The organism is Dactylosporangium sp. NPDC051541, assembly GCF_044454505.1.
In the GTDB taxonomy this organism is placed as follows: Bacteria; Actinomycetota; Actinomycetes; order Mycobacteriales; family Micromonosporaceae; genus Dactylosporangium.
Map to the genome: position 1 here is coordinate 258,983 of NZ_JBITDU010000007.1, position 19,177 is coordinate 278,159.

Sequence of the window (19,177 nt, forward strand, 5' to 3'; positions counted from 1 at the left end):
CGCAGGTGGCGGCGCTCATCCGACGTGGGCCGCGTCCAACGCGCCCTGCAGCGAGGTGAGATATCCCTTGCTGGTGTACGTCGCACCGCTGACCGTGTCGACGTGCGCACTCTGCGCGGCCAGCACTTCGCTGCGAAGCCGCGGCAGTGCGACCGCGTTGATCTCGGTGTCCCGGTCGTTGCCGTCCGGCCGGCGCAGGGCCAGCACGTCGGTGATCGTCCGGCCGCGCAGCTCGACTCGGACCTGCACCGGCCCATACCGGGTGCGGGCCACCGGGCCGTCGACCGTCACAGCGGGGCCGGTGGCTTCGACGGACGGCCCGGCGGCGGACCCGCCCACGGCCGGGCTCCCGGCGGCCGGCCCCTCGACGACCGCGGTACCACCGGCGGCACCGAAGCTGGTGCGATAGGTGAACAGCAGGATCACGGCGGCGGCGGTCGAGGCGATCCAGAGCGTCAGACGGCGCATGCTGCCGCCCAGGTGCTCACCATGCGAACTCCTCACGATGAATCCGGCCGGCGGGCAGGCCCGCGGCGCGCAGTTCGGTATGGACGGCGGCCATCCACTCCGGCGGCCCGCACAGATACGCCTCCCGGACGGCGACGTCCGGCACGAGGTGGTGGAGCATGCCCGGGACGTCCAGCCCGGCCGGCAGCCAGGACCCGCGCCGAGACCGCCGGCCCTCCAGGTAGACGAGGCCGACGCCGCGGCGCCGGCTCAGCGCGTCCAGTTCGGAGCGGAACACGGCTTCGGCCCGGCCGCGCACCCGATACAGCAGCACGGCGTCGGGTGCCGCGAGGTCGTCGAGCAGGGCTCGCATCGCCGTGATGCCCACCCCGGCGGCGACCAGCAGCGGCGGCCGGCCGGTGGACTGCGCCGCGGTCAACGCTCCGTACGGGCCCTCGAGGAGCGCGCGGGTGCCCGGCCGCAGCCGGTGCACGCGGCGGCTGCCGTCACCGAGGTCCTTGACGGTGATCCGCAGGACGTCCCCGGCCGGCCCGGCCGAGAGCGTGTACGGGTGGGCCCGCGACCAGCCGGGCCCGTCGAGAAAGCGCCACAGGAAGAACTGGCCGGCCCGGATCGGCAGCCGGTCGAGCCGGTGCCCGCGCAGGTACACCGAGACGACGCCCGGCGACTCGGCGACCACCTGCTCCACCCGCAGCCGGTGATAGACCGAACGCCAGAGGGGCAGGCCGGCCCGGAACGTGACGACCGTCAGCACCGCGGCCGCGTACAGGGTCCACCAGTAGGCCCGGGACCAGGCCGAGCCGGTGAAGTCGGTCCCGGTCCAGATCTGGTGCGGCAGGGCGAGCCCGACGCCGAGGTAGGCGTACAGGTGCAGCAGATGCCAGGACTCGTACCGCAGCCGCCGCCGGGCGGCGCGGATCGAGGTGACGACGACGAGTGCGAGCAGGAGCGTCCCGGCGGTGGCGAGGAGCATTCCGGGGTAGTCGGCGATGAGTTCCCACAGTTCGCCGAGGACGTCGGTCCGGGCGCCGCCGGCGTAGCCGATGGTGATGAACACGATGTGGGCGAGCATCAGGTGGAAGGAGCTGAACCCGGTCCAGCGGTGCCAGCGCGCGAGGCGGTCCTGGCCGAACACCCGCTCGACCAGCGGTATCCGGGCCATCAGCAGCACCTGCAGCAACAGCAGGTCGGAGGCGAGCAGCCCGGTCAGCCGCCCCAGCGCGGACAGCGGCTCGCCGTCCGCACCGCCGTTCACCGCCCAGAGCGCGACCGCCATGGCCAGGGTCGAGGCCGCGACGGCCCCGGCGGCCCCGCGCCACGCACGGCGCGGCGGCGGCAGCGGCGGGCGCCGGCGACCGGCCGGGCGTACCCGGCCGGTCGGGGGAGGGCCGACCTCGTGCATGCGGCAAGTCTGCGAGCCCGCGCATGGGAAACCTCCAAGAATCGGCTTCCTACGGTGGGCGGAAGAGATCATCGGACCGCTCGAACAGGAAGCCTGTGCACATGGATACTTTCAACGGCCTGCCCGCGCACGTGCTGCTCGTGCACGCGGTCGTGGTGCTGCTGCCGCTGTCCGCGCTGCTGCTCGCGCTGACCGCGGTGTGGCCCGCGGCCCGTCGCCGGCTCGCCGGCCCGAACGCGATCCTGGCCTGGCTGGTGGTGCTGCTGGTGCCGCTGACGACCGACGCGGGCGAGTGGCTCGAGCACCGGATGCCGGGCACGCCCCTGCTGCGCGAGCACGCCGAGCTCGGCGACACGGCGATCTTCTACGCCATCCCCATCGCGGTCCTGGCGCTGATCGTATGGTGGCGGAACCGGGAGGCGGGCGACGCCGCCGGCCGCCGGACGTTCCTGGCGCCGCTGTCCACCGCGGTGACGGCCGTGGTCGCGGCGCTCGCCCTGGTCGCCGCGGCGGCCGGCGTCTACGGCATCTACCGCATCGGCGACTCCGGGGCCAAGGCCGCGTGGACCGGCAGCTTCAGTCCGGTCGCGAAGCCTGGGCACGACTGATGTGCAGAACCGCGTCGACACCGGCGATCGTGTCCGCGTCCAGCGGCTGATAGCCCTGCTGCGGTCGCGTGTCGGCGCGGGTCCGGGCGGCCGGGACCGCTTGGGCGGGGGTGAGGCCCTCGGCCAGCCGGCCCTCGTAGGTGTCGGGGTGGGGATCGGGCAGGTCGAGGGCGGTGCTGGAGCCGAGACTGCCGGCGATCACCGTGTACCGCGGGCCGAGCATCGGGGCGACGATGGCCCCGGCGCCGGCCCAGCTGAGGTCGAGGTCGCCGATCACCCAGCGGCTGGGGCCGCGGCGCAGGTGTGAGTTGTGGCCGTGGACGAGGGCGGGGGCGGCGGTGTGGCGCAGGTCGAGGAGGTGCTCGGCCATGAGTACGTCGCGGACGGCCAGGAGGCGCGACACCCTGGCGTTGCGGTCGTCTTCGGGGACGGCACAGGCGCGGTGGTACCGCAGCAGCCCGATCCCGGCCATGAGCTGGTCCCGGGCCCGCAGCCACGCCGTCCGGGACGTGGCGGCGATGAGCTCCGGGGCCCGCCGGTGCAGCTCGGTCAGCAGATCGTCGGCGATGAGCCGGAGCTGTCCGGCCGCTTCCGTGGCCCCGGGCGACCGCGCGGGGTCGAGGACGGCTTCGGTCCGGCTCCAGCGGTCGTCGGCTCCGGCCAGTACCCCCAAATCGATTTGCAGATCCAAATATTCGCGGGTGTACTCCAAATAGCCGCGCGGGCTCGGGGCGTGCATGTTCTCGGTCGGAGCGTCGAAGCCGTAGAACGCGATCCGGTCCTGCGGCGCGCGCGTCGCGTTGTGTTCGTGCAGCCACGCGACGAGTTCGCGGTTGGCGGGGAAGGCCCCCCACTGGTGCGAGAACCCTTCCCGGAGCACGGTGTCGAGGTCGCCGATCCCCTCGCGCACGTAGTCGTCGACGATGTGCGCGGCCACCCGGTCCACCTCGAGCACGATGGACCGGAAGCCGAACTCGGCCAGCTCGGCCAGCATCGCGTTGCGGCGGCGGCCGAAGGCGGGCTCCGAATGCACCGGCTCACCGAACGCGAGCAGCTCGCAGGACGCGGGTATGAGGTTGGGCAGTTCCGTGGTCATGCAGATGTATCGTACCGCTGGAACGCGGGTTGAGGCTCAGGCCAGACGAAGAGTGCTTGCCGACGTTGCAACCTTCAAACCCTGGTGAGGGTGCTGGATCAGCAGCGGGCAGGCGGCGTGGTACAGCAGCCGGTGCCCGACCGAGTCGGCGAGCAGCCCGGCCGCCGGCCCGTGCGCCCGCCCGCCGAGCACCAGCAGCTGCGCCTCGGCGGAGGCGTCGAGCAGGACACTCGCCGGATCGCCGCCGGGCACGCGGGCCATGGCCGGCACGGTCGGATACTTGTCGTGCCAGCGCTGCACGTCGTCGGTGAGGTCGCTGAGCAGATTCGCCCGGGCCTGGACCGGATTCGGCGCCAGTGGCGGAATCCCGATGCCCCAAGGCGCGGCTTGGGGCGGCAACACATGGATCGCGACGAGCTCGCACCCACGGCGCGCCGCCGCCGCGAACGCCGTGTCGAGGAGCCGGTCGTCGTGCCGCAACCCGCTCACGCCGACGACGACCGGGCCGTCGGCCGCGTCGACCCGACCCCGCACGACCGCGACCAGTCCCGGGGCCCGCATGGCCACCCGGGTGCCGGTCGCGCTGTACACGGCCTCGGTGAGGGCGTTTCGCCCATGGCTGCCGACCACGACGAGGGCCGCCTGCGCCGCCAGCCGCACGAGCGTGTCGACCGGGTCGCTCTCGGCGTGCACGAGCCGCACCGGGCGCCCCATCCGCGCCGCCTCCGCCACAGCCCAGTGCACGGCCGCGTCGCTCGCCGCGGTGCCATCGATACCCACGATCACGTCGCCGATGCCGTTCACAGCTGCCTCCCGACGGTGGAAGTCCCATCTCGACACTCGCACGCGGGCCCGGCCGCCGGACGTGCCGCACGGCTCCTCCGTGAGGGGCCGTTGGACCCTGCCCAGCGGCACCGGCCGGTCATATGTTCGGACTGTGACGTTGAGGTGACAGGCTGAAGGAGGCCGTGATGAGCCGTTGGGACGTCGCCGACGTGATGACCGTCGGTGCGGTGTCGGTCCAGGAGGACACACCGTTCAAGGAGATCGTCGATCTGCTCGAGCTGCACGAGGTCAACGCGCTGCCGGTGGTCGACGCGTTCGACCGGGTCGTCGGCGTGGTGTCCTCGGCCGACCTGCTGGCGAAGATCGAGTTCGCCGGCGACGACGACCGGGTCCGGCTGTTCGAGAGCCGGCACACCCGCCAGGCCCGCGGCAAGGCCCACGCCACCGCCGCCGGTGAGCTGATGCACGCCCCCGCCGTGACCATCACCGGCGGCGCGTCCCTGCCGGCCGCGGCCCGGATCATGGAGTCGGCGGGGCTGAAGCGCCTGCCGGTCGTCGACGACCTGGGCCGCCTGGTCGGCATCGTCACCCGGCGCGACCTGCTCAAGGTGTTCCTGCGCGCGGACGAGGACATCCGCCGGGAGATCCAGGACGCCGCGCTGGCCGGCCTGGTCGGCGTCGACCACTCCCACCTGAGGGTCGAGGTCGACGACGGCGTGGTGACGCTGCTGGGCCAGGTCGAGCGCTCCTCGTTGATCCCGCTGGTGATCAGGCAGGTGGAGCGAACCGACGGGGTGGTCGACGTGGTCAGCCAGCTCTCCCCGATCGTCGACGACGACACCCGGCCCTACCAGGCACCGGTCATGTTCTGATGCCGGCCCGGCCGACCGGGCGGTCCCGCCGCGGCGGAACCGCCCGGTCTTGCGTTTCAGCGCAGCGGCAGGCCCAGGCGGCGGCCGGCGTCCAGGAGGCTGTCGCGGACCGACGGGTGGGCGGCGTGGTCGAGGATCTCCTGCGCCTGTTCGACGCTGTCGCGGCCCCAGATCCGGGCGGTGCCCTGCTCGGTGACGATGTAGCTGTGCTGGAACGACGTCACCGGGCCGGCCAGCAGCGGCACGACCGCGGAGACGTCGGCCTTCGGGTGCCACGAGCGCAGGGCGATGATGGCGTGGCCGTCCGGTGCGTGCATGGCCCCGACGATGAAGTCGGTCTGGCCGCCGAAGCCGGAGTGCGTGCGCCCGCCGATGCGGCTGGCGTTGGCCTGGGCGAACAGGTCGACCTGCAGGGCGCTGTTGATGCTCATGAGGGCCGGGTGGCCGGCGATCGTGCCCGGGTCGTTGGTCTTCTCGGTGCGCAGCATGCGCACGCGGGGGTTGTGGTCGATCCAGTCGTAGAGCTGCGCGGAGCCGAAGCAGAACGACGCGGTGATCGGCACCTCGGGGTCGAGCGCGCCGGCCTTCTCCAGCGCCAGGGCGCCGTCGCTGAACATCTCCGACCAGATCCGCAGGTCGCGCCGGTCCAGCAGGGCGTCGAGGGTCGCGTCGGGGATCGCGCCGATGCCCAGCTGCAGTGTGGCGTGCGGAGGCACCAGCGAAGCCACCCGCTCGCCGATCGCCCGGGAGATCTCATCCGGCGCCGCGGGCGCGTGGGCGACCAGTGGCTCGTCGGACTCGACCAGGTAGTCCACGGCCTCGAGCGGGATCCGGGCGTCGCCGAGCGTGACCGGCATGGCCGGGTTGGCCTGGGCCACGACCAGTCCGCCGCGGGCCCGGACCGCCTCGATCGCGGCCGGCAGCACATTGACCTCCACGCCCAGGCTGACCGCGCCGTCGGCCGGCGGTGAGGTGTGCAGGAGCACCACGTCCGGGGCCAGGCGCTGGCGCAGCAGGTACGGTACGAGCGAGAGACGGCACGGGAAGTACCGCAGCCGCGGCCCGCCCCGCATGCCCGGGCCCACGAACGGTGTCTCGTGCGTGACACCGTCACGGTCCGGGATGCCCGGCTGCGCGTTGAGCATCACGAGCCGAAACTCGGCGATGTTCGCGTCCGCGAGGGCCAGCAGCCGCTGCGGGGCCGCGAAGTTGCCGCTCGCCACGATCCGCGGGACGCCCGGCAGCGCCGCGAGAATAGGGCCGAGCTCGGCCTCGGTCACCGTTCGCATCAGGCAACTCCTGTTCGCTGTGGGACGAAGGTCCGCAGCGGGCGGCGCGGGCTCGCCCCGACGGGGTCACCGAAGCCGATGCGGAGGATCATCTGGGGGTACCACCGGCCACCCGGGGCGGCCAGCAGGCGGCGCAGGTGTGGCACCTCGAGGGCCTGCGTCATCGGCTGGGCCGACAGCCCGTGCACGGTGGCGGTGAGCAGCACCCGCTGCAGCGCGGTGCCCGCGTCCAGCCACGCCGCCGGCGCGTCGCCCCGGGTGTGCAGCACGACGATGGTCGGGTGCCGCTCGAACCGCGCCGCCTCCCGCGACAGGGTGGGCAGTTCGAGGCCGAAGTCGCGCAGCGGCAGGGCGGCCGTCGTGGCTTTCGCGCCGAAGAGCGCGGCCGGCACACCGTCGCGGCGGTCACCGTACTCGCTCGTCCAGCGGGCCAGTTCCCGCCGGTATTGAGGGTCGGCCCGCAGCCAGGTGTCGGCGGCGTGGGTGATGGCGAGCACGGCGCCGCGGCGCACCGGGTCGAGCACGACGAGGCGAGTGGCGCCGGTCGCGGCCGCGCGGCGCAGCGACTCCAGCATGGCCACGGGCACCGCTGCGTCGGCGTAGGGGTCCCGGTTGGTCCGGCGGCGGGCGACCGCGAGAGCCAGGGCCTGGATGTCGGGGCTCGGATCGCGCACGGCGACCGGAACGACGCGGACCGCGCCGGCCGGTTCGGCCGTCGGCGCCAGCCGCGACACCCAGCCGTCGGCGGCCAGGGCGACCCGCAGGTTGCACACGGCCGCCCCCAAGCTGATGTGCAGGGCCCGGCCGTGCGGGTCCGCGACCCGCAGCGCCCGCTCCGGGTCGGCGAGCACGTCGAAACCGGTCCCGTCGAACCGGAATCGCCACGGCTGGGTGTTGTGCATCGACGGGGCGGCCACGGCGGCGCGCACGCAGGCCGCGACCGATCGTTGCGAAAGCTGCTCGGCCATGAGCCCAGGATCGCCGACCGCGGTCCGCCCCCGGCAGGGCCGTTGGACCCGGGTCGGCGGGCCTGCGGGCTCTGGGGCCGGTGCCCGAACCGGCGTTGGATTGAACCGAACCGAGAAGGGATGTGATGACGGTGACCGGCACCCTCGCCCCACCGCCCGCCGAGCTCGCGATCAGCGTCGAGGCCACCGAAGCCGTGACCGACCGCCTGGTGCGCCGGGCGCTCACCGCGTTGGAGGAGTACTCCGGGTTCGACCAGGAGCGCATCGACCACATCGTGAAGAAGGCCTCCGTCGCGGCGCTGAGCGCGCACGGCCGGCTGGCCGAGCTGGCGATCGAGGAGACGGGCCGCGGCGTGTTCGAGGACAAGGCGGTGAAGAACGTCTTCGCCTCCGAGCACATCGCGCACAGCCTGGCCGGGCTGCGCACCGTCGGCGTCGTGGCCCGCAACGAGATCGACGGCATCGTCGAGATCGCCGACCCGGTCGGCGTCGTCTGCGCCGTCACCCCGGTCACCAACCCGACGTCGACCACGGTCTTCAAGGCCCTGATCGCACTGAAGACCCGCAACCCGGTGGTGTTCGCCTTCCACCCGTCGGCGCAGCGCTGCAGCGCCGAGGCCGCGCGCATCGTGCGGGACGCCGCCATCGCAGCCGGCGCGCCCCGGCACTGCATCCAGTGGATCGAGCAGCCCTCGATCGAGGCGACCCAGGCCCTGATGGCCCACCCGGGAGTCGCTGTCATCCTGGCCACCGGTGGTGGCGGCATGGTCCGTGCCGCCTATTCGGCCGGCAAGCCGGCGCTGGGGGTCGGCCCGGGCAACGTCCCGGCGTACATCGAGCGCAGCGCCGACGTGGTGCGCGCGGTCCACGACGTCGTGGTGTCCAAGACCTTCGACAACGGCATGATCTGCGCGTCCGAGCAGGCCGTCATCCTCGACGAGGAGATCGCCGAGGCGGCCCTCGCGCAGTTCGAGCGGCTGCACGCGCACATCGCGACGCCCGATGAGAAGGAGCGTCTGGAAAAGCTCGTCTTCGGTGGGGGTACCCGCGTGAACCCCGACGTCGTCGGGATGTCCGCGGCCTGGATCGCCGAGCGGGCCGGGTTCTCCGTCGCCGCCGACACTTCGGTGATCCTGGTGCCGGTCGCCGGTGTCGGCCCGCACGAGCCGCTGACCCGGGAGAAGCTGTGCCCGGTGCTCGCGGTGCTGCGGCCGGGCACCCAGGACGAGGGGTTCCGGCTCGCCGAGCAGATGGTGCAGTTCGACGGCCGCGGCCACAGCGCCGTCATCCACACGGCGAGTGCCGAGGTGGCCGAGGCGTACGGGCGTCGGGTGCAGGCCGTCCGCATCATCTGGAACTCGCCGTCGTCGCAGGGCGGGATCGGCGACGTGTACAACGCCTTCCTGCCGTCGCTCACCCTCGGCTGCGGCAGCTACGGGCGAAACTCGGTGTCGGGCAACGTCTCCGCGGTCAACCTGCTCAACATCAAGCGGGTCGGGCGGCGGACCAACAACCTGCAGTGGTTCAAGGTCCCGCCGAAGATCTACTTCGAGCCGAACGCGATCCGCTACCTGACCGACATGCCGGGCGTGCACCGGGTGACCATCGTGACCGACCCGACGATGACCCGGCTCGGCTACGTCGACCGGATCCGGGCCGCCCTGCGCGCCGGCGCCCACCCGGTCACCGTACAGATCCTCGACAACGTCGAGCCGGAGCCGACGATGAGCACGGTCGAGCGCGGCGCGGAGCTCATGCGGCAGTTCCGCCCCGACACGATCGTCGCGCTCGGCGGCGGTTCGCCGATGGACGCGGCGAAGGTGATGTGGCTGCTCTACGAGCACCCCGGCACCGAGTTCGCCGACATGCGCGAGAAGTTCTTCGACATCCGCAAGCGGGCCTTCACGTTCCCGACGCTCGGCACCCTGGCCCGGCTCGTGTGTATCCCGACCACCTCGGGCACCGGCGCCGAGATCACCCCGTTCGCGGTCATCACCGACACGGCGACCGGGATGAAGTACCCGCTCGCCGACTACGCGCTCACCCCGAGCGTGGCGATCGTCGACCCGGTGCTCACCGCCGACCTGCCGCCGAGCGTGACCGCCGACAGCGGGTTCGACGCGCTCACCCACGCCACGGAGGCGTACGTGTCGGTGTACGCCAGCGACTACACCGACGGCCTGGCGCTGCACGCGATCCGGCTCATCTTCGCCAACCTCGCCGCCGCCGTGCACAACGGCGCCGCCGACCCGGTCGCGCGCGAGAAGATGCACAACGCGGGCTCGATCGCGGGCATGGCGTTCGGCAACGCGTTCCTCGGCATCGTGCACGCCTGCGCGCACACGCTCGGGGCGACGTTCCACATCGCGCACGGCCGCACGAACGCGATCCTGCTGCCGCACGTGATCCGGCACAACGGCCAGGTGCCGGCGAAGCTCAACTCGTGGCCGAAGTACGAGCGGTACGTTGCCCCGGAGCGCTTCCAGGACATCGCCCGCATGCTCGGCCTCCCGGCCGCCACACCCGCGGAGGGCGTCGAGTCCTACGCCCGCGCGGTGGAGCGCCTGCGCACGGAGGTCGGTATCGAGCCGTCGTTGCGGGCCGCCGGCGTCGAGGAGGCGGCGTTCCTCGAAGCGCTGCCGCAGCAGGCGATGAACGCCTACCTGGACCAGTGCGCACCCGCCAACCCGCGCATGCCCATGCTGGCCGACCTGCGCGAAATCATGCGCACCGCGTACTACGGCACCACCGAGAGCTGACGCCGGTCAATTCGCGAAAGGAGCGGGCGATGACGAAGCCAGGACGCGCCGAGATCGACCAGATCGCCGAGGCGACGATCGCGGCGCTGCGCGCACCGTCCATCTTGAACACCCAGCCGTGGCGCTGGCAGCTGTCGTCCGCGCACGCCGAGTTGTGGGCCGACCGCACCCGGCAGCTGCCGGGCCTCGACCCCGACGGCCGCCTGCTGCTGCTCAGCTGCGGCACGGCCCTGCACCACGCGATGGTGGCGCTGCGGGCGGCCGGCTTCACGGCCCATGTCGAGCGCCGGCCCGACCCGGCCCGCCCGGACCTGGTCGCCCGGCTGCGCCGCGGCCCGTCCGCGCCGCCCGACGACGAGCTGTACCGCGCCATCTACCAGCGCCGTACCGATCGCCGCCCGTTCGCCGACGAGCCACCCACGGCGGCGGTCGTCGAGGAGCTGCGCATGGCGGTCGAACGGCACGCCGTGCACCTGTACGCGGTCCCGCCCGGCGAGCTCACCGCGTTCGCGGCCGCGGTGGCCCACGCGAGTGCGGTCGAGTACGACGACGCCGGCATGCGCGACGACGTGCTGGCCTGGACCACCCGCACCCGCGACGACCGCGACGGGGTGACGCCCCGCAGCGTCACCCCGCCCGGCCGGCGCACCATCGCACCCCGAAACCTCTCACCCGCCCGTCCGTCCGCCCTGGCCCCCGGCCCGGGCCAGGATCGGGGGACGGTGTACGCGATCCTGGTCATCGACACCGACGAGCCGCGGGACTGGCTCGCCGCCGGTGAGGCCCTGTCGGACGTCTGGCTCACGTTGACCGCCCGGGGCCTGGCCGCCTCCCCGATCAGCGAGGTGATCGAGGTCGAGCCGGTGCGTCAGGCACTGCGCCGGCACTTCGGCGGCGTCGGTTTCCCGGCGATCGCTTTGCGTATCGGCGTCCCGGTCACCGGCGCCGACCCCGTCCCACCGGCCGTGCGCCGCTCCGGCACGGACGTCATCGGTCTGCCCTGACACGGCCGGGTCGTCAATCGTCCCGCCCGGGGGGCGAGCGCAGAAAGGCGTCGATGCGTTCGGCGATCGCCGGCCAGTCGGGTGAGCACCACACGAAGTGCCCGGCCGCGCGGCTGACCACCAGGGTCGCCCCGGGCAGCGCGGCCGTGAGCGCCTCGGCGTGGGCGAACGGCACCCCGCCGTCGGTGCGCGACGCGATGACCAGCGCCGGCTGCCGCCCCGGCCGGCCCCGATCCGGCCCGGGCCGCAGGTCCTGGATGAACCCGCGGCCGGACCGCATCGCGCCGAACAACGCGAGCAGCATCTCCTCGTCGGCCGGGCCGATCCCGGCCCGCGCCGCGACCCCGCGGCCGGTCGAGACGCCGGCCAGCAGCGCATGCAGCGCCCGGCGGCCGCCGACGCGGAGGAACAGCCGGATCGCGGCCCAGGTGACCGCCTCGACGCCGGGCCGGAAGACGAGCCGGCCGCCGAGCCGGGTGAGCCGGTCCGGCCACGGCAACGGCCCGACGGCGCTCATCAACACCAGCCGCTCCACCAGGCCGGGGTGGCGGGCGGCGAGCGCGACGGCCGTCGGGCCACCGCCGGAGATGCCGACGACCGCGGCGACCCGGGCGATGCCGAGCTCGTCGCACAGCGCCCGGACCGCGTCGGCGAAGCCCGCGACGGAGTCGCCGGCGCGCGGCGCGGTGCGGCCGTAGCCGGGCCGCGAGGGTGCCAGGACCGTCCAGCCGGCCGCTGCGAATGCCTCCTCGCCGAGGGCCAGGCCGGCCCGCATGTGCCCGCCGTGCAGCACCAGCAGCACCCCGGGGCCGCGCCGTTCGAACCGGTATTCGATCGGGCCGTCCGCGAGCATCCGGACCTCGACCGGCCTTCGCAATGCAGTCGTCATGTCGGCCTCCCGCCCCGTCCGAGCCTACGACCCCGCCGCACGACCCCGGGTGCACGAGCGCGGCCCGGGCCGAGGCCCGGGCCGCCGGCTGTGCCGTCGCCCGCCTCCTATCGGTGCACGTGGGTGTGCTGGCGGTCCAGGCGGGTCTGCAGGCGGTCCTGCAGCAGGTCGAGCGCTTCGTAGGGGGTGTCGGCGCACGCCTCGGCGTGCATGACCTGGCCGTTGAGGTCGATCTCCGCGCGAGCCGTGACCGGCCGCACCGCGGCCGGGTTGCCGGTCTGGTCGAGCCGCACACGGGCGAACAGCACCGGGCGGCCGGTGTGCCCGAGGACCGCGGTGACCTTCGCGCGGGCGTACTGCTGCACCTGTGGCTCCATGCCGGGCGGCAGCTGCACGTTGACCTCGACCTCGTCGTGAGTGCGGGACATCGTCGTCGTCCTTTCGCCGGAGCGCTCGGCGGGAAGATCTCCGCCTGTCACCATTTGATCTCCGGCGGGCCGCGTCGCTGTAGGGTCTTCCGGCCCGCGCGCCCGGTCCGAGGTCCCGTCCCGGCCGGCCCGTGCGGGTCAGGGCCGGCTCAGCTGGTCGCGCCGGCGTTGGTACTCCTCGTCGTCGATCTCACCGCGCGCGTAACGCTCAGCCAGGATGGCCGCGGCGTCCCGGCGGCCGGGCGGGGAGGCCGGCCCGCGCAGCGCGAACGCCGCCGCGCCGGCCGCGGCCACGAACAGCAGGACGATCAGCAGCAGGCCGCCCAGCGGGTAGCCGGCCATACCGGAGTAGTGATGCCACATCATCGGTCTCATCTCCTCTGCCGGCGGTCCCGGCGCCGGAGCCGGGCCCGCCACAACTCGTCGGCCCCCCAGACCGCGAACGGCATCGGCAGCAGCAGCGCGAGCCGGTCCAGACCGGGCACTGCGGTGTCGAACAGCCCGCGCAGGGCCGGCACGGTGACCAGCGCTGCGGCGAAGGCGACCTCGAAGAGTACGCCCCACAGCAGCAAGTGGTTGGTGAACAGTCCGACGGCCCGCAGCGGTGCGGTCTGGGTGCGGGCCGCGAACGCGGTGCCGATCTGACAGGCCACGATGCCGAGGAACGTCATCGTGGTCGCCTCCTGCCACACCTGGTGCAGCGGCGTGCCCGGGCCGGTCGGGTCGCCGGGGTGCCAGCCGCCGGCGAGCAGCGTGGCGAAGAACCCGGCCAGCACGAGCAGCGCCGACACGCCGCCCAGGACGGCCCAGGCCCGCACCAGCAAACGCCCCTGGATGACACCCTGCCCGCGGGCTCGCGGCGGCCGGTCCATGAGCCCGGGCTCGGCCGGTTCGCGGCCCAGCGCCAGGGCCGGCAGCGTCTCGGTGCCCAGGTCGATGGCGAGGATCTGCAGCACCGTCAGCGGCAGCGGCACGGCCCCGCCCGAGAGAGCGAAGACCAGGAACGGCACCACCTCGGGGGTGGCGTGGGCGAAGATGTAGAGGATGAACTTGCGCACGTTGTCGTAGACCCGGCGGCCCGCCTGCACCGCGGTGACGACGGTGGCGAAGTTGTCGTCGGTGAGGATCATCGTCGCGGCCTCACGGGCGACGTCGGTCCCGGCGACGCCCATGGCGACGCCGATGTCGGCCCGCCGCAGCGCCGGCGCGTCGTTGACGCCGTCACCGGTCATTGCCACCACGTGGCCCTGCGCCCGCAGGGCGTCGGCGATGCGCAGCTTCGCCTCGGGGGAGCTGCGCGCGAAGATCAGCTCGCGGTGCGTGGTGAGCAGCCGGTCGAGGTCGGCCTCGGGCATGGCGTCGAGCTCGGCGCCGGTGACGACCGGGGTGTCGGCGGTGCCGATGCCGACCCGCCGGGCGATCTCGGAGGCGGTGAGCCCGTGGTCGCCGGTGACCACCATCAGCCGGATCCCCGCCGTGTGGCAGCGCTCGACGGCGGCGGCGACCTCCGGACGCGGCGGGTCGAACATCGCGATGAGGCCGAGCAGCGTGAGGTCACGCTCGGCGTCTTCCCGGCGTTCGGGCACCGGGCCCGGCGGCAGCCGCCGCACGGCGACGGCGAGCAGCCGCAGGCCGTGCGCGGCGAGCTCGCCGACCGCGGCCGCGGCCGCCGCCCGGTCGGCCTCGGTGCAGTCGTGATCGCCCGTGGCCGCGGCGATCCGCGAGCACAGCGGCATCAGCTCCTCGGGCGCGCCCTTGACGTGCAGCCACGTCTCGCCGCCGAGTTCGTCGACGGTGGACATGCGGCGCAGGGCCGGGTCGAAGTGGAACTGGCGGCGCTGTTCCCGGCGGCGCGCGACGGCGTCCACGGGGACGCCGAGGGAGACAGCTGCGTGCAGGAGCGCGGTCTCGGTGGGGTCGCCCGCCTCCGGGTCCAGGGTGGCGTTGTTGCACCGCGCGGCCGCCGCGGCCAGCCGCAGCACGACACCGAGCGGCTCGGGGTGGCCCGGTTCGAGCTCGATGCGCTGCGGGAGGGTCCACACCGCGGTGACGCGCATCCGGTTCATGGTCAGCGTGCCGGTCTTGTCGGTGCAGATGACGGTCGTGGAGCCGAGTGTCTCCACAGCGCTGAGCCGCTTGACGACGGCGCCGCCGCGGGCGAGCTCGCGCACGCCCATGCCGAGCGCCAGCGTGATGGTGGGCAGCAGTCCTTCGGGCACGTTGGCCACCAGCAGGCCGATGGCGAACGTGAACGCCGCGGCCGTGGACAGGTGCGCCGCGAACGTGCCCAGCGGCAGGAACGCCAGTCCGGCGGTGACCGCGACCAGGGCGATGAGCCAGGCGACCCGCTTCACCTGGATCTCCAGCGGGCTCTCGTCGCGCCCGACGCGCTGGGTCAGGGCCGCGATGCGGCCGAGCTCGGTGCGCATCCCGGTGGCGTAGACGAGGGCGGTGGCCTCGCCCCCGGTGCAGCTGGTGCCGCTGAAGACGAGGTCGCGGGCGTCCAGCAGCGGCCCGCCGCGGTCGGCCTGATCGGCGGAGCGGTAGGCCGGCAGGGACTCCCCGTTGAGCGTCGACAGGTCGACCTCGACGCCGCCCTCGATGAGCCGGGCGTCGGCGCAGACCCGTTCGCCCTCCTCGACCACGAGGACGTCACCGGGCACCAGCTCGACGGCCGGGATGGTGACGCGCACGCCGTCGCGCAGCACCGTCGCCCGCTGGGGCAGATAGGCGGCCAGCGCCTCCACGGCCCGCTCCGCCTGCTGCTCCTGGACGAACGCGAACACCGCGTTGACGAGCACGACGATCGCGATCGCGATCGCCAGCGCGCTGGTGCCGGCGACCAGCGCCAGCGCCGCCGCGAGCCACAGCAGGGCGGCGAGCGGGTGGACGAGCTGGCGCACGAGCTCGCGCCACCATCGCCGGCCGCCGCGCCGAGCCAGCTCGTTCGGTCCGTATACGAGCAGCCGGCGGGCGGCCTCCCGGGCCGGGAGGCCGCCGGCGCCGCAGCGCAGGTCGCGCATCAGCAGGTCGACCGGTTCCCGCGGGTCTTGCGCGGCGGGGGCCGCACTGGTCGCGATGGTCATGGCAAGGACCGCTCACATGTCGCGGCGCTGGTGAGCGATCAGCACCGGGCACTCGGCGTGATGCATCAGCTGCTGGCCGACCGAGCCCAGCAGCAACCCGGCGAAGCCGCCGTGGCCGCGGCTGCCGACGACGACGAGCTGTGCGGTGTGCGAGACACCGACGAGCACCTTGGCCGCCCGGCCCGCAGCGACCAGCGCCTCGACCTTCACGTCCGGGTACTCCGCCCGCCAGGGCTCCAGCGAGGTGTCCAGCGCCATCCGCTCGATCGCCTCGATGTCGGGCAGCGGCCGGGCCGGCTGGGCGGGCGTCACATGGGTCCGGATCGCGACCAGCTCCGTGCTGCGGCCGCGGGCCGCCTCGAAGGCCAGGCGGAGCGCGTCCGGGCTGGACGGCGAGCCGTCGACGCCGACGACGACCGGTCCGTCGGCGGCGGCGGAGCGCCCCCGCACGACGGCGACCGGGACGTGGGCGTGGGTGGCGACCTGCTGGCTCACCGAGCCCATCACCAGGTTGCTCAGGCCCCCGGCGCCGCGGCTGCCCACCACGAGCAGGCGTGCGCCGGCATCGCCGAGGTCGAGCAGCGTCGAGGCGGCCGGAGCGTCGATGCTCAGACCGATGACGTCGAGGCCGGAGCCGCGGGCGCGGATCTGGCCGGCGACGTCGGAGACGAGCTGCTCGGCCGCCTTGCGGGCGGCGTCGGTCGGCTCGAGCGCCGCAGCATAGTAGGCGCCCGGCCAGAAGACCTGGTAGGTGTTGACGATCTGCAGCTGCGTGCCGGTGCGCTCGGCCTCGTCGGCGGCCCAGTCGACCGCCTGCCGGGACGCGTCCGACCCGTCGTAGCCGACGATGATCCGGGGTGGGTTCGCGTTGGTGCTCATCGTTGCCTCCTGACGGTGGTTCAGCGGGTGTCGGAGCCGGTGGACTCCACGGCGGCGCGGCCGGCCTCCAGGCGGGCGACCGGGACGCGGAACGGGGAGCAGGACACGTAGTCCAGGCCCACCTCGTGGAAGAAGTGCACGGAGTCGGGGTCGCCGCCGTGTTCGCCGCAGACGCCGATGTGCAGGTCCGGCCGCGCGGCCCGGCCCTCGGCGACCGCGATCCGGATGAGCCGGCCGACGCCGTCACGGTCGATGGACTCGAACGGCGAGACGCCGAAGATGCCGAGCTCGAGGTACCGGCCGAAGAACGCTCCTTCGACGTCATCCCTCGAGAAGCCCCAGCCCATCTGGGTCAGGTCGTTGGTGCCGAACGAGAAGAAGTCCGCGGCGCGGGCGATCTGGCCGGCGGTCAGGGCGGCCCGGGGCACCTCGATCATGGTCCCGATCCGGGCATCGACGCCGATCTCGGCCAGCAGCCGCTGGGCCTCGTCGCGCACGGTCTCCAGCTCCTGGACTGCGCCGACCAGCGGCACCATGATCTCGGCGCGGGAGCCGGGAACGAGGGCCGCCGCCTCGGCGACGGCGCGCACCTGCATGGCGAACAGGCCGGGGATGACCAGGCCGAGCCGCACGCCGCGCAGCCCGAGCATCGGGTTGTCCTCATGCATGCGGTGCACCGCGTCGAGCAGGTCGCGGTCGTGGCCGGGGTCCTCGCCGCGCTCCTCGGCCCGGGCGACCCGCACGGCCAGGTCCTCCAGCGGGGGTAGGAACTCGTGCAGCGGCGGGTCGATCAGCCGGATGGTGACCGGCCGCCCGGTCATCTCGCGGAACAGCTCGGTGAAGTCGGCGCGCTGCCAGGGCAGCAGCTCGGCCAGGGCGGCCTCGCGCTGCTGCGGCGTGCGGGCCAGGATGAGCCGCTCGACGAGTGTGCGACGGTCACCGAGGAACATGTGCTCGGTGCGGCACAGACCGATCCCCTGCGCGCCGAAGCGCCGGGCCCGGGCGGCGTCCGCGCCGGTGTCGGCGTTGGCCCGCACGGCGAGCCGGCGGCGGTCGTCGGCGTGGCGCAGGATGCGGTCCACCGCGCGGATCAGGGGATCGGCGTCGGGGGCGATCTCGCCCTCGAAGTAGCGCACGACCGGCGACGGCTGCACCGGGACCGTGCCGAGGTAGACCGCGCCCGCCGTGCCGTCGATCGAGATGACGTCGCCCTCGCTGACGACATGACCGTTGGTCGTGAACTGGCCCTTGTCCAGGTCGACCTCGAGCTCCTCGGCGCCGCACACGCACGTCTTGCCCATGCCGCGGGCGACGACGGCGGCGTGCGAGGTCTTGCCGCCGCGGCTGGTCAGGATGCCCTGGGCGGCGATCATGCCGGGCAGATCATCGGGGTTGGTCTCCCGGCGCACCAGGATCACCGGCGTCCCCGACGCGGCGATCTCGGCGGCCCGGTGGGAGTCGAAGACCGCGGCACCGACGGCCGCGCCGGGCGACGCGGCGACCCCCGTGGCGATCCGCGGGGCGCCCCCGGACAGGTCGAAGGCCGGGAACATCAGCTGTGCGAGCTGGGTGCCGGTCACCCGGCTGAGCGCCTCGTCGAGGTCGATGACGCCCTCGTCGACCAGGTGGGTGGCGATCACGAACGCGGCGGCGGCGGTGCGCTTGCCGACGCGGGTCTGCAGCATCCAGAGTTTGCCGCGCTCGATGGTGAACTCGATGTCGCACAGGTCCTTGTAGTGCTCCTCGAGCGTGGACATGATCGACATCAGCTCGTCGTAGCTGGCCTGGTCGCGCTGTTCGAGGTCCTGCAGCGGCATCGTGTTGCGGATGCCGGCCACGACGTCCTCGCCCTGGGCGTCGGCCAGGTAGTCGCCGTAGACCCCGCGCTCACCGGTGGCCGGGTCGCGGGTGAACGCCACCCCGGTCCCGGAGTCGGCGCCGAGGTTGCCGAACACCATGGCCACCACATTCACCGCGGTGCCCAGGCTCGACGGGATGCGCTCCTGGCGCCGGTACAGCACCGCCCGGTCCGCGTTCCAGGAGTCGAATACCGCCCGGACGGCCGTGTCGAGCTGCTCGCGGGGCTCCTGCGGGAACTCGTGCCCGGTGTACTGCCGGAAGATCGCCTTGTGCCGCTGGACCGACGAGCCCGCGCTGTCGAAGGCGTCGCCGGGGATGCCGCAGACGGTCCGGCCGTACATCTGGATCAGGCGGCGGTAACAGTCCTGTGCGAAGTCCTCGTCGCCGGTGCGGGCCGCGAGCCCGGCGACGGTGGCGTCGGTCAGGCCGACGTTGAGCACGGTCTCCATCATGCCCGGCATGGAGAACTTGGCCCCGGAGCGCACCGACACCAGCAACGGGTCGTCCGGATCTCCGAACCGGCGCCCGGCCTGCTCCTCCAGGCGTTCCAGGTGCAGCTCGACCTCGTCCGCGAGGCCGTAGGGCTCCCGGCCGGTGCGCAGATAGGCCCGGCAGGCGTCGGTGGTGATCGTGAAGCCGGGTGGCACCGGCAGCCCCATCCCGGCCATCTCGGCGAGGTTGCCGCCCTTGCCGCCGAGCAGGTCGTTGAGGTCGCGGCCGCCCTCGGCGAAGTCGTACACATACTTGGTCATCGCACACCTCCATGGCAAAGCTAGGTGGGGT

General features: G+C 73.6%; 16 protein-coding genes. 4 read left to right on the forward strand and 12 right to left on the reverse strand.

Translation table 11 applies throughout. From position 1 onward, the window contains the following. Positions 1-15 precede the first annotated feature (15 nt). Both ACIA8L_RS30400 and ACIA8L_RS30405 read right to left on the reverse strand, forming a co-directional pair. On the reverse strand, positions 16-504 hold the full coding sequence (locus ACIA8L_RS30400; RefSeq protein ID WP_395910002.1) for an FMN-binding protein: 489 nt from the start codon (positions 502-504) through the stop codon (positions 16-18). Further along, positions 485-1,870, reverse strand: coding sequence for a ferric reductase-like transmembrane domain-containing protein (locus ACIA8L_RS30405; RefSeq protein ID WP_395910003.1), 1,386 nt, complete (start codon positions 1,868-1,870; stop codon positions 485-487). Before ACIA8L_RS30405 ends, ACIA8L_RS30400 begins: the two co-directional genes overlap by 20 nt. A gap of 101 nt (positions 1,871-1,971) precedes the next feature. On the opposite strand from ACIA8L_RS30405, the gene ACIA8L_RS30410 reads away from it, so the two are divergent. Further along, positions 1,972-2,478: a DUF2231 domain-containing protein gene (locus ACIA8L_RS30410; RefSeq protein ID WP_395910004.1), complete on the forward strand. Its 507-nt coding sequence runs from the start codon at positions 1,972-1,974 to the stop codon at positions 2,476-2,478. Here the strand turns inward: ACIA8L_RS30410 and ACIA8L_RS30415 are convergent. Together ACIA8L_RS30415 and ACIA8L_RS30420 are read right to left on the reverse strand one after the other, a co-directional pair. Further along, positions 2,447-3,574 (reverse strand): erythromycin esterase family protein, encoded by a 1,128-nt coding sequence (locus ACIA8L_RS30415; protein WP_395910005.1) that lies wholly within the window; start codon positions 3,572-3,574, stop codon positions 2,447-2,449. The genes ACIA8L_RS30410 and ACIA8L_RS30415 overlap by 32 nt on opposite strands. Before the next feature lie 36 nt (positions 3,575-3,610). Further along, on the reverse strand, positions 3,611-4,378 hold the full coding sequence (locus ACIA8L_RS30420) for a universal stress protein (protein WP_395910006.1): 768 nt from the start codon (positions 4,376-4,378) through the stop codon (positions 3,611-3,613). 167 nt (positions 4,379-4,545) lie between these two features. On the opposite strand from ACIA8L_RS30420, the gene ACIA8L_RS30425 reads away from it, so the two are divergent. Beyond that, the gene (locus ACIA8L_RS30425; RefSeq protein ID WP_395910007.1) at positions 4,546-5,232 is read left to right on the forward strand and encodes a CBS domain-containing protein; all 687 of its coding nucleotides are present in this window, start codon (positions 4,546-4,548) and stop codon (positions 5,230-5,232) included. A 56-nt stretch (positions 5,233-5,288) separates the two neighbouring features. On the opposite strand, the gene ACIA8L_RS30430 is transcribed toward ACIA8L_RS30425, so the two are convergent. Both ACIA8L_RS30430 and ACIA8L_RS30435 read right to left on the reverse strand, forming a co-directional pair. Next, positions 5,289-6,521 carry an acetyl-CoA hydrolase/transferase family protein gene (locus ACIA8L_RS30430; protein WP_395910008.1) on the reverse strand — a complete coding sequence of 411 codons (1,233 nt, stop codon included), beginning with the start codon at positions 6,519-6,521 and terminating at the stop codon, positions 5,289-5,291. Beyond that, positions 6,521-7,489, reverse strand: coding sequence for an Acg family FMN-binding oxidoreductase (locus ACIA8L_RS30435; RefSeq protein ID WP_395910009.1), 969 nt, complete (start codon positions 7,487-7,489; stop codon positions 6,521-6,523). Before ACIA8L_RS30435 ends, ACIA8L_RS30430 begins: the two co-directional genes overlap by 1 nt. Before the next feature lie 125 nt (positions 7,490-7,614). On the opposite strand from ACIA8L_RS30435, the gene adhE reads away from it, so the two are divergent. Beyond that, a complete protein-coding gene (gene adhE, locus ACIA8L_RS30440) occupies positions 7,615-10,248 on the forward strand; it encodes a bifunctional acetaldehyde-CoA/alcohol dehydrogenase (protein ID WP_395910010.1) in 2,634 nt (877 codons plus the stop codon). 29 nt (positions 10,249-10,277) lie between these two features. Next, positions 10,278-11,252 carry an Acg family FMN-binding oxidoreductase gene (locus tag ACIA8L_RS30445; RefSeq protein ID WP_395910011.1) on the forward strand — a complete coding sequence of 325 codons (975 nt, stop codon included), beginning with the start codon at positions 10,278-10,280 and terminating at the stop codon, positions 11,250-11,252. Between the two features lie 13 nt (positions 11,253-11,265). Here ACIA8L_RS30445 and ACIA8L_RS30450 read toward each other — a convergent pair whose 3' ends face one another. From ACIA8L_RS30450 to ppdK, 6 genes are all read right to left on the reverse strand, one after another. After that, positions 11,266-12,141, reverse strand: coding sequence for an alpha/beta fold hydrolase (locus ACIA8L_RS30450; RefSeq protein ID WP_395910012.1), 876 nt, complete (start codon positions 12,139-12,141; stop codon positions 11,266-11,268). Positions 12,142-12,248: 107 nt separating this feature from the next. Beyond that, positions 12,249-12,569, reverse strand: a complete 321-nt coding sequence (locus ACIA8L_RS30455; RefSeq protein ID WP_395910013.1) for an HPF/RaiA family ribosome-associated protein — start codon at positions 12,567-12,569, stop codon at positions 12,249-12,251. Positions 12,570-12,707: 138 nt separating this feature from the next. Next, entirely contained in the window at positions 12,708-12,944 is a 237-nt protein-coding gene (locus tag ACIA8L_RS30460; RefSeq protein ID WP_395910014.1) for an SHOCT domain-containing protein, read from the reverse strand. Further along, positions 12,941-15,655 (reverse strand): cation-translocating P-type ATPase, encoded by a 2,715-nt coding sequence (locus ACIA8L_RS30465; RefSeq protein WP_395910015.1) that lies wholly within the window; start codon positions 15,653-15,655, stop codon positions 12,941-12,943. Before ACIA8L_RS30465 ends, ACIA8L_RS30460 begins: the two co-directional genes overlap by 4 nt. Positions 15,656-15,667: 12 nt before the next feature. Beyond that, positions 15,668-16,534, reverse strand: a complete 867-nt coding sequence (locus tag ACIA8L_RS30470) for a universal stress protein (RefSeq protein ID WP_395910016.1) — start codon at positions 16,532-16,534, stop codon at positions 15,668-15,670. A gap of 20 nt (positions 16,535-16,554) precedes the next feature. Further along, the gene (gene ppdK / locus ACIA8L_RS30475; RefSeq protein ID WP_395910017.1) at positions 16,555-19,146 is read right to left on the reverse strand and encodes a pyruvate, phosphate dikinase; all 2,592 of its coding nucleotides are present in this window, start codon (positions 19,144-19,146) and stop codon (positions 16,555-16,557) included. Positions 19,147-19,177 lie beyond the last annotated feature (31 nt).

Bases quoted from the DNA above. Each gene is read 5' to 3' on its own strand.
- ACIA8L_RS30405 (WP_395910003.1), bottom strand. From the start codon at position 1,870: ATGCACGAGGTCGGCCCTCCCCCGACCGGCCGGGTACGCCCGGCCGGT.
- adhE (WP_395910010.1), top strand. From the start codon at position 7,615: ATGACGGTGACCGGCACCCTCGCCCCACCGCCCGCCGAGCTCGCGATC.
- ACIA8L_RS30415 (WP_395910005.1), bottom strand. From the start codon at position 3,574: ATGACCACGGAACTGCCCAACCTCATACCCGCGTCCTGCGAGCTGCTC.
- ACIA8L_RS30460 (WP_395910014.1), bottom strand. From the start codon at position 12,944: ATGAGACCGATGATGTGGCATCACTACTCCGGTATGGCCGGCTACCCG.
- ACIA8L_RS30445 (WP_395910011.1), top strand. From the start codon at position 10,278: ATGACGAAGCCAGGACGCGCCGAGATCGACCAGATCGCCGAGGCGACG.
- ACIA8L_RS30450 (WP_395910012.1), bottom strand. From the start codon at position 12,141: ATGACGACTGCATTGCGAAGGCCGGTCGAGGTCCGGATGCTCGCGGAC.
- ACIA8L_RS30465 (WP_395910015.1), bottom strand. From the start codon at position 15,655: ATGACCATCGCGACCAGTGCGGCCCCCGCCGCGCAAGACCCGCGGGAA.
- ACIA8L_RS30470 (WP_395910016.1), bottom strand. From the start codon at position 16,534: ATGAGCACCAACGCGAACCCACCCCGGATCATCGTCGGCTACGACGGG.
- ACIA8L_RS30410 (WP_395910004.1), top strand. From the start codon at position 1,972: ATGGATACTTTCAACGGCCTGCCCGCGCACGTGCTGCTCGTGCACGCG.
- ACIA8L_RS30430 (WP_395910008.1), bottom strand. From the start codon at position 6,521: ATGCGAACGGTGACCGAGGCCGAGCTCGGCCCTATTCTCGCGGCGCTG.
- ACIA8L_RS30425 (WP_395910007.1), top strand. From the start codon at position 4,546: ATGAGCCGTTGGGACGTCGCCGACGTGATGACCGTCGGTGCGGTGTCG.
- ppdK (WP_395910017.1), bottom strand. From the start codon at position 19,146: ATGACCAAGTATGTGTACGACTTCGCCGAGGGCGGCCGCGACCTCAAC.
- ACIA8L_RS30455 (WP_395910013.1), bottom strand. From the start codon at position 12,569: ATGTCCCGCACTCACGACGAGGTCGAGGTCAACGTGCAGCTGCCGCCC.
- ACIA8L_RS30435 (WP_395910009.1), bottom strand. From the start codon at position 7,489: ATGGCCGAGCAGCTTTCGCAACGATCGGTCGCGGCCTGCGTGCGCGCC.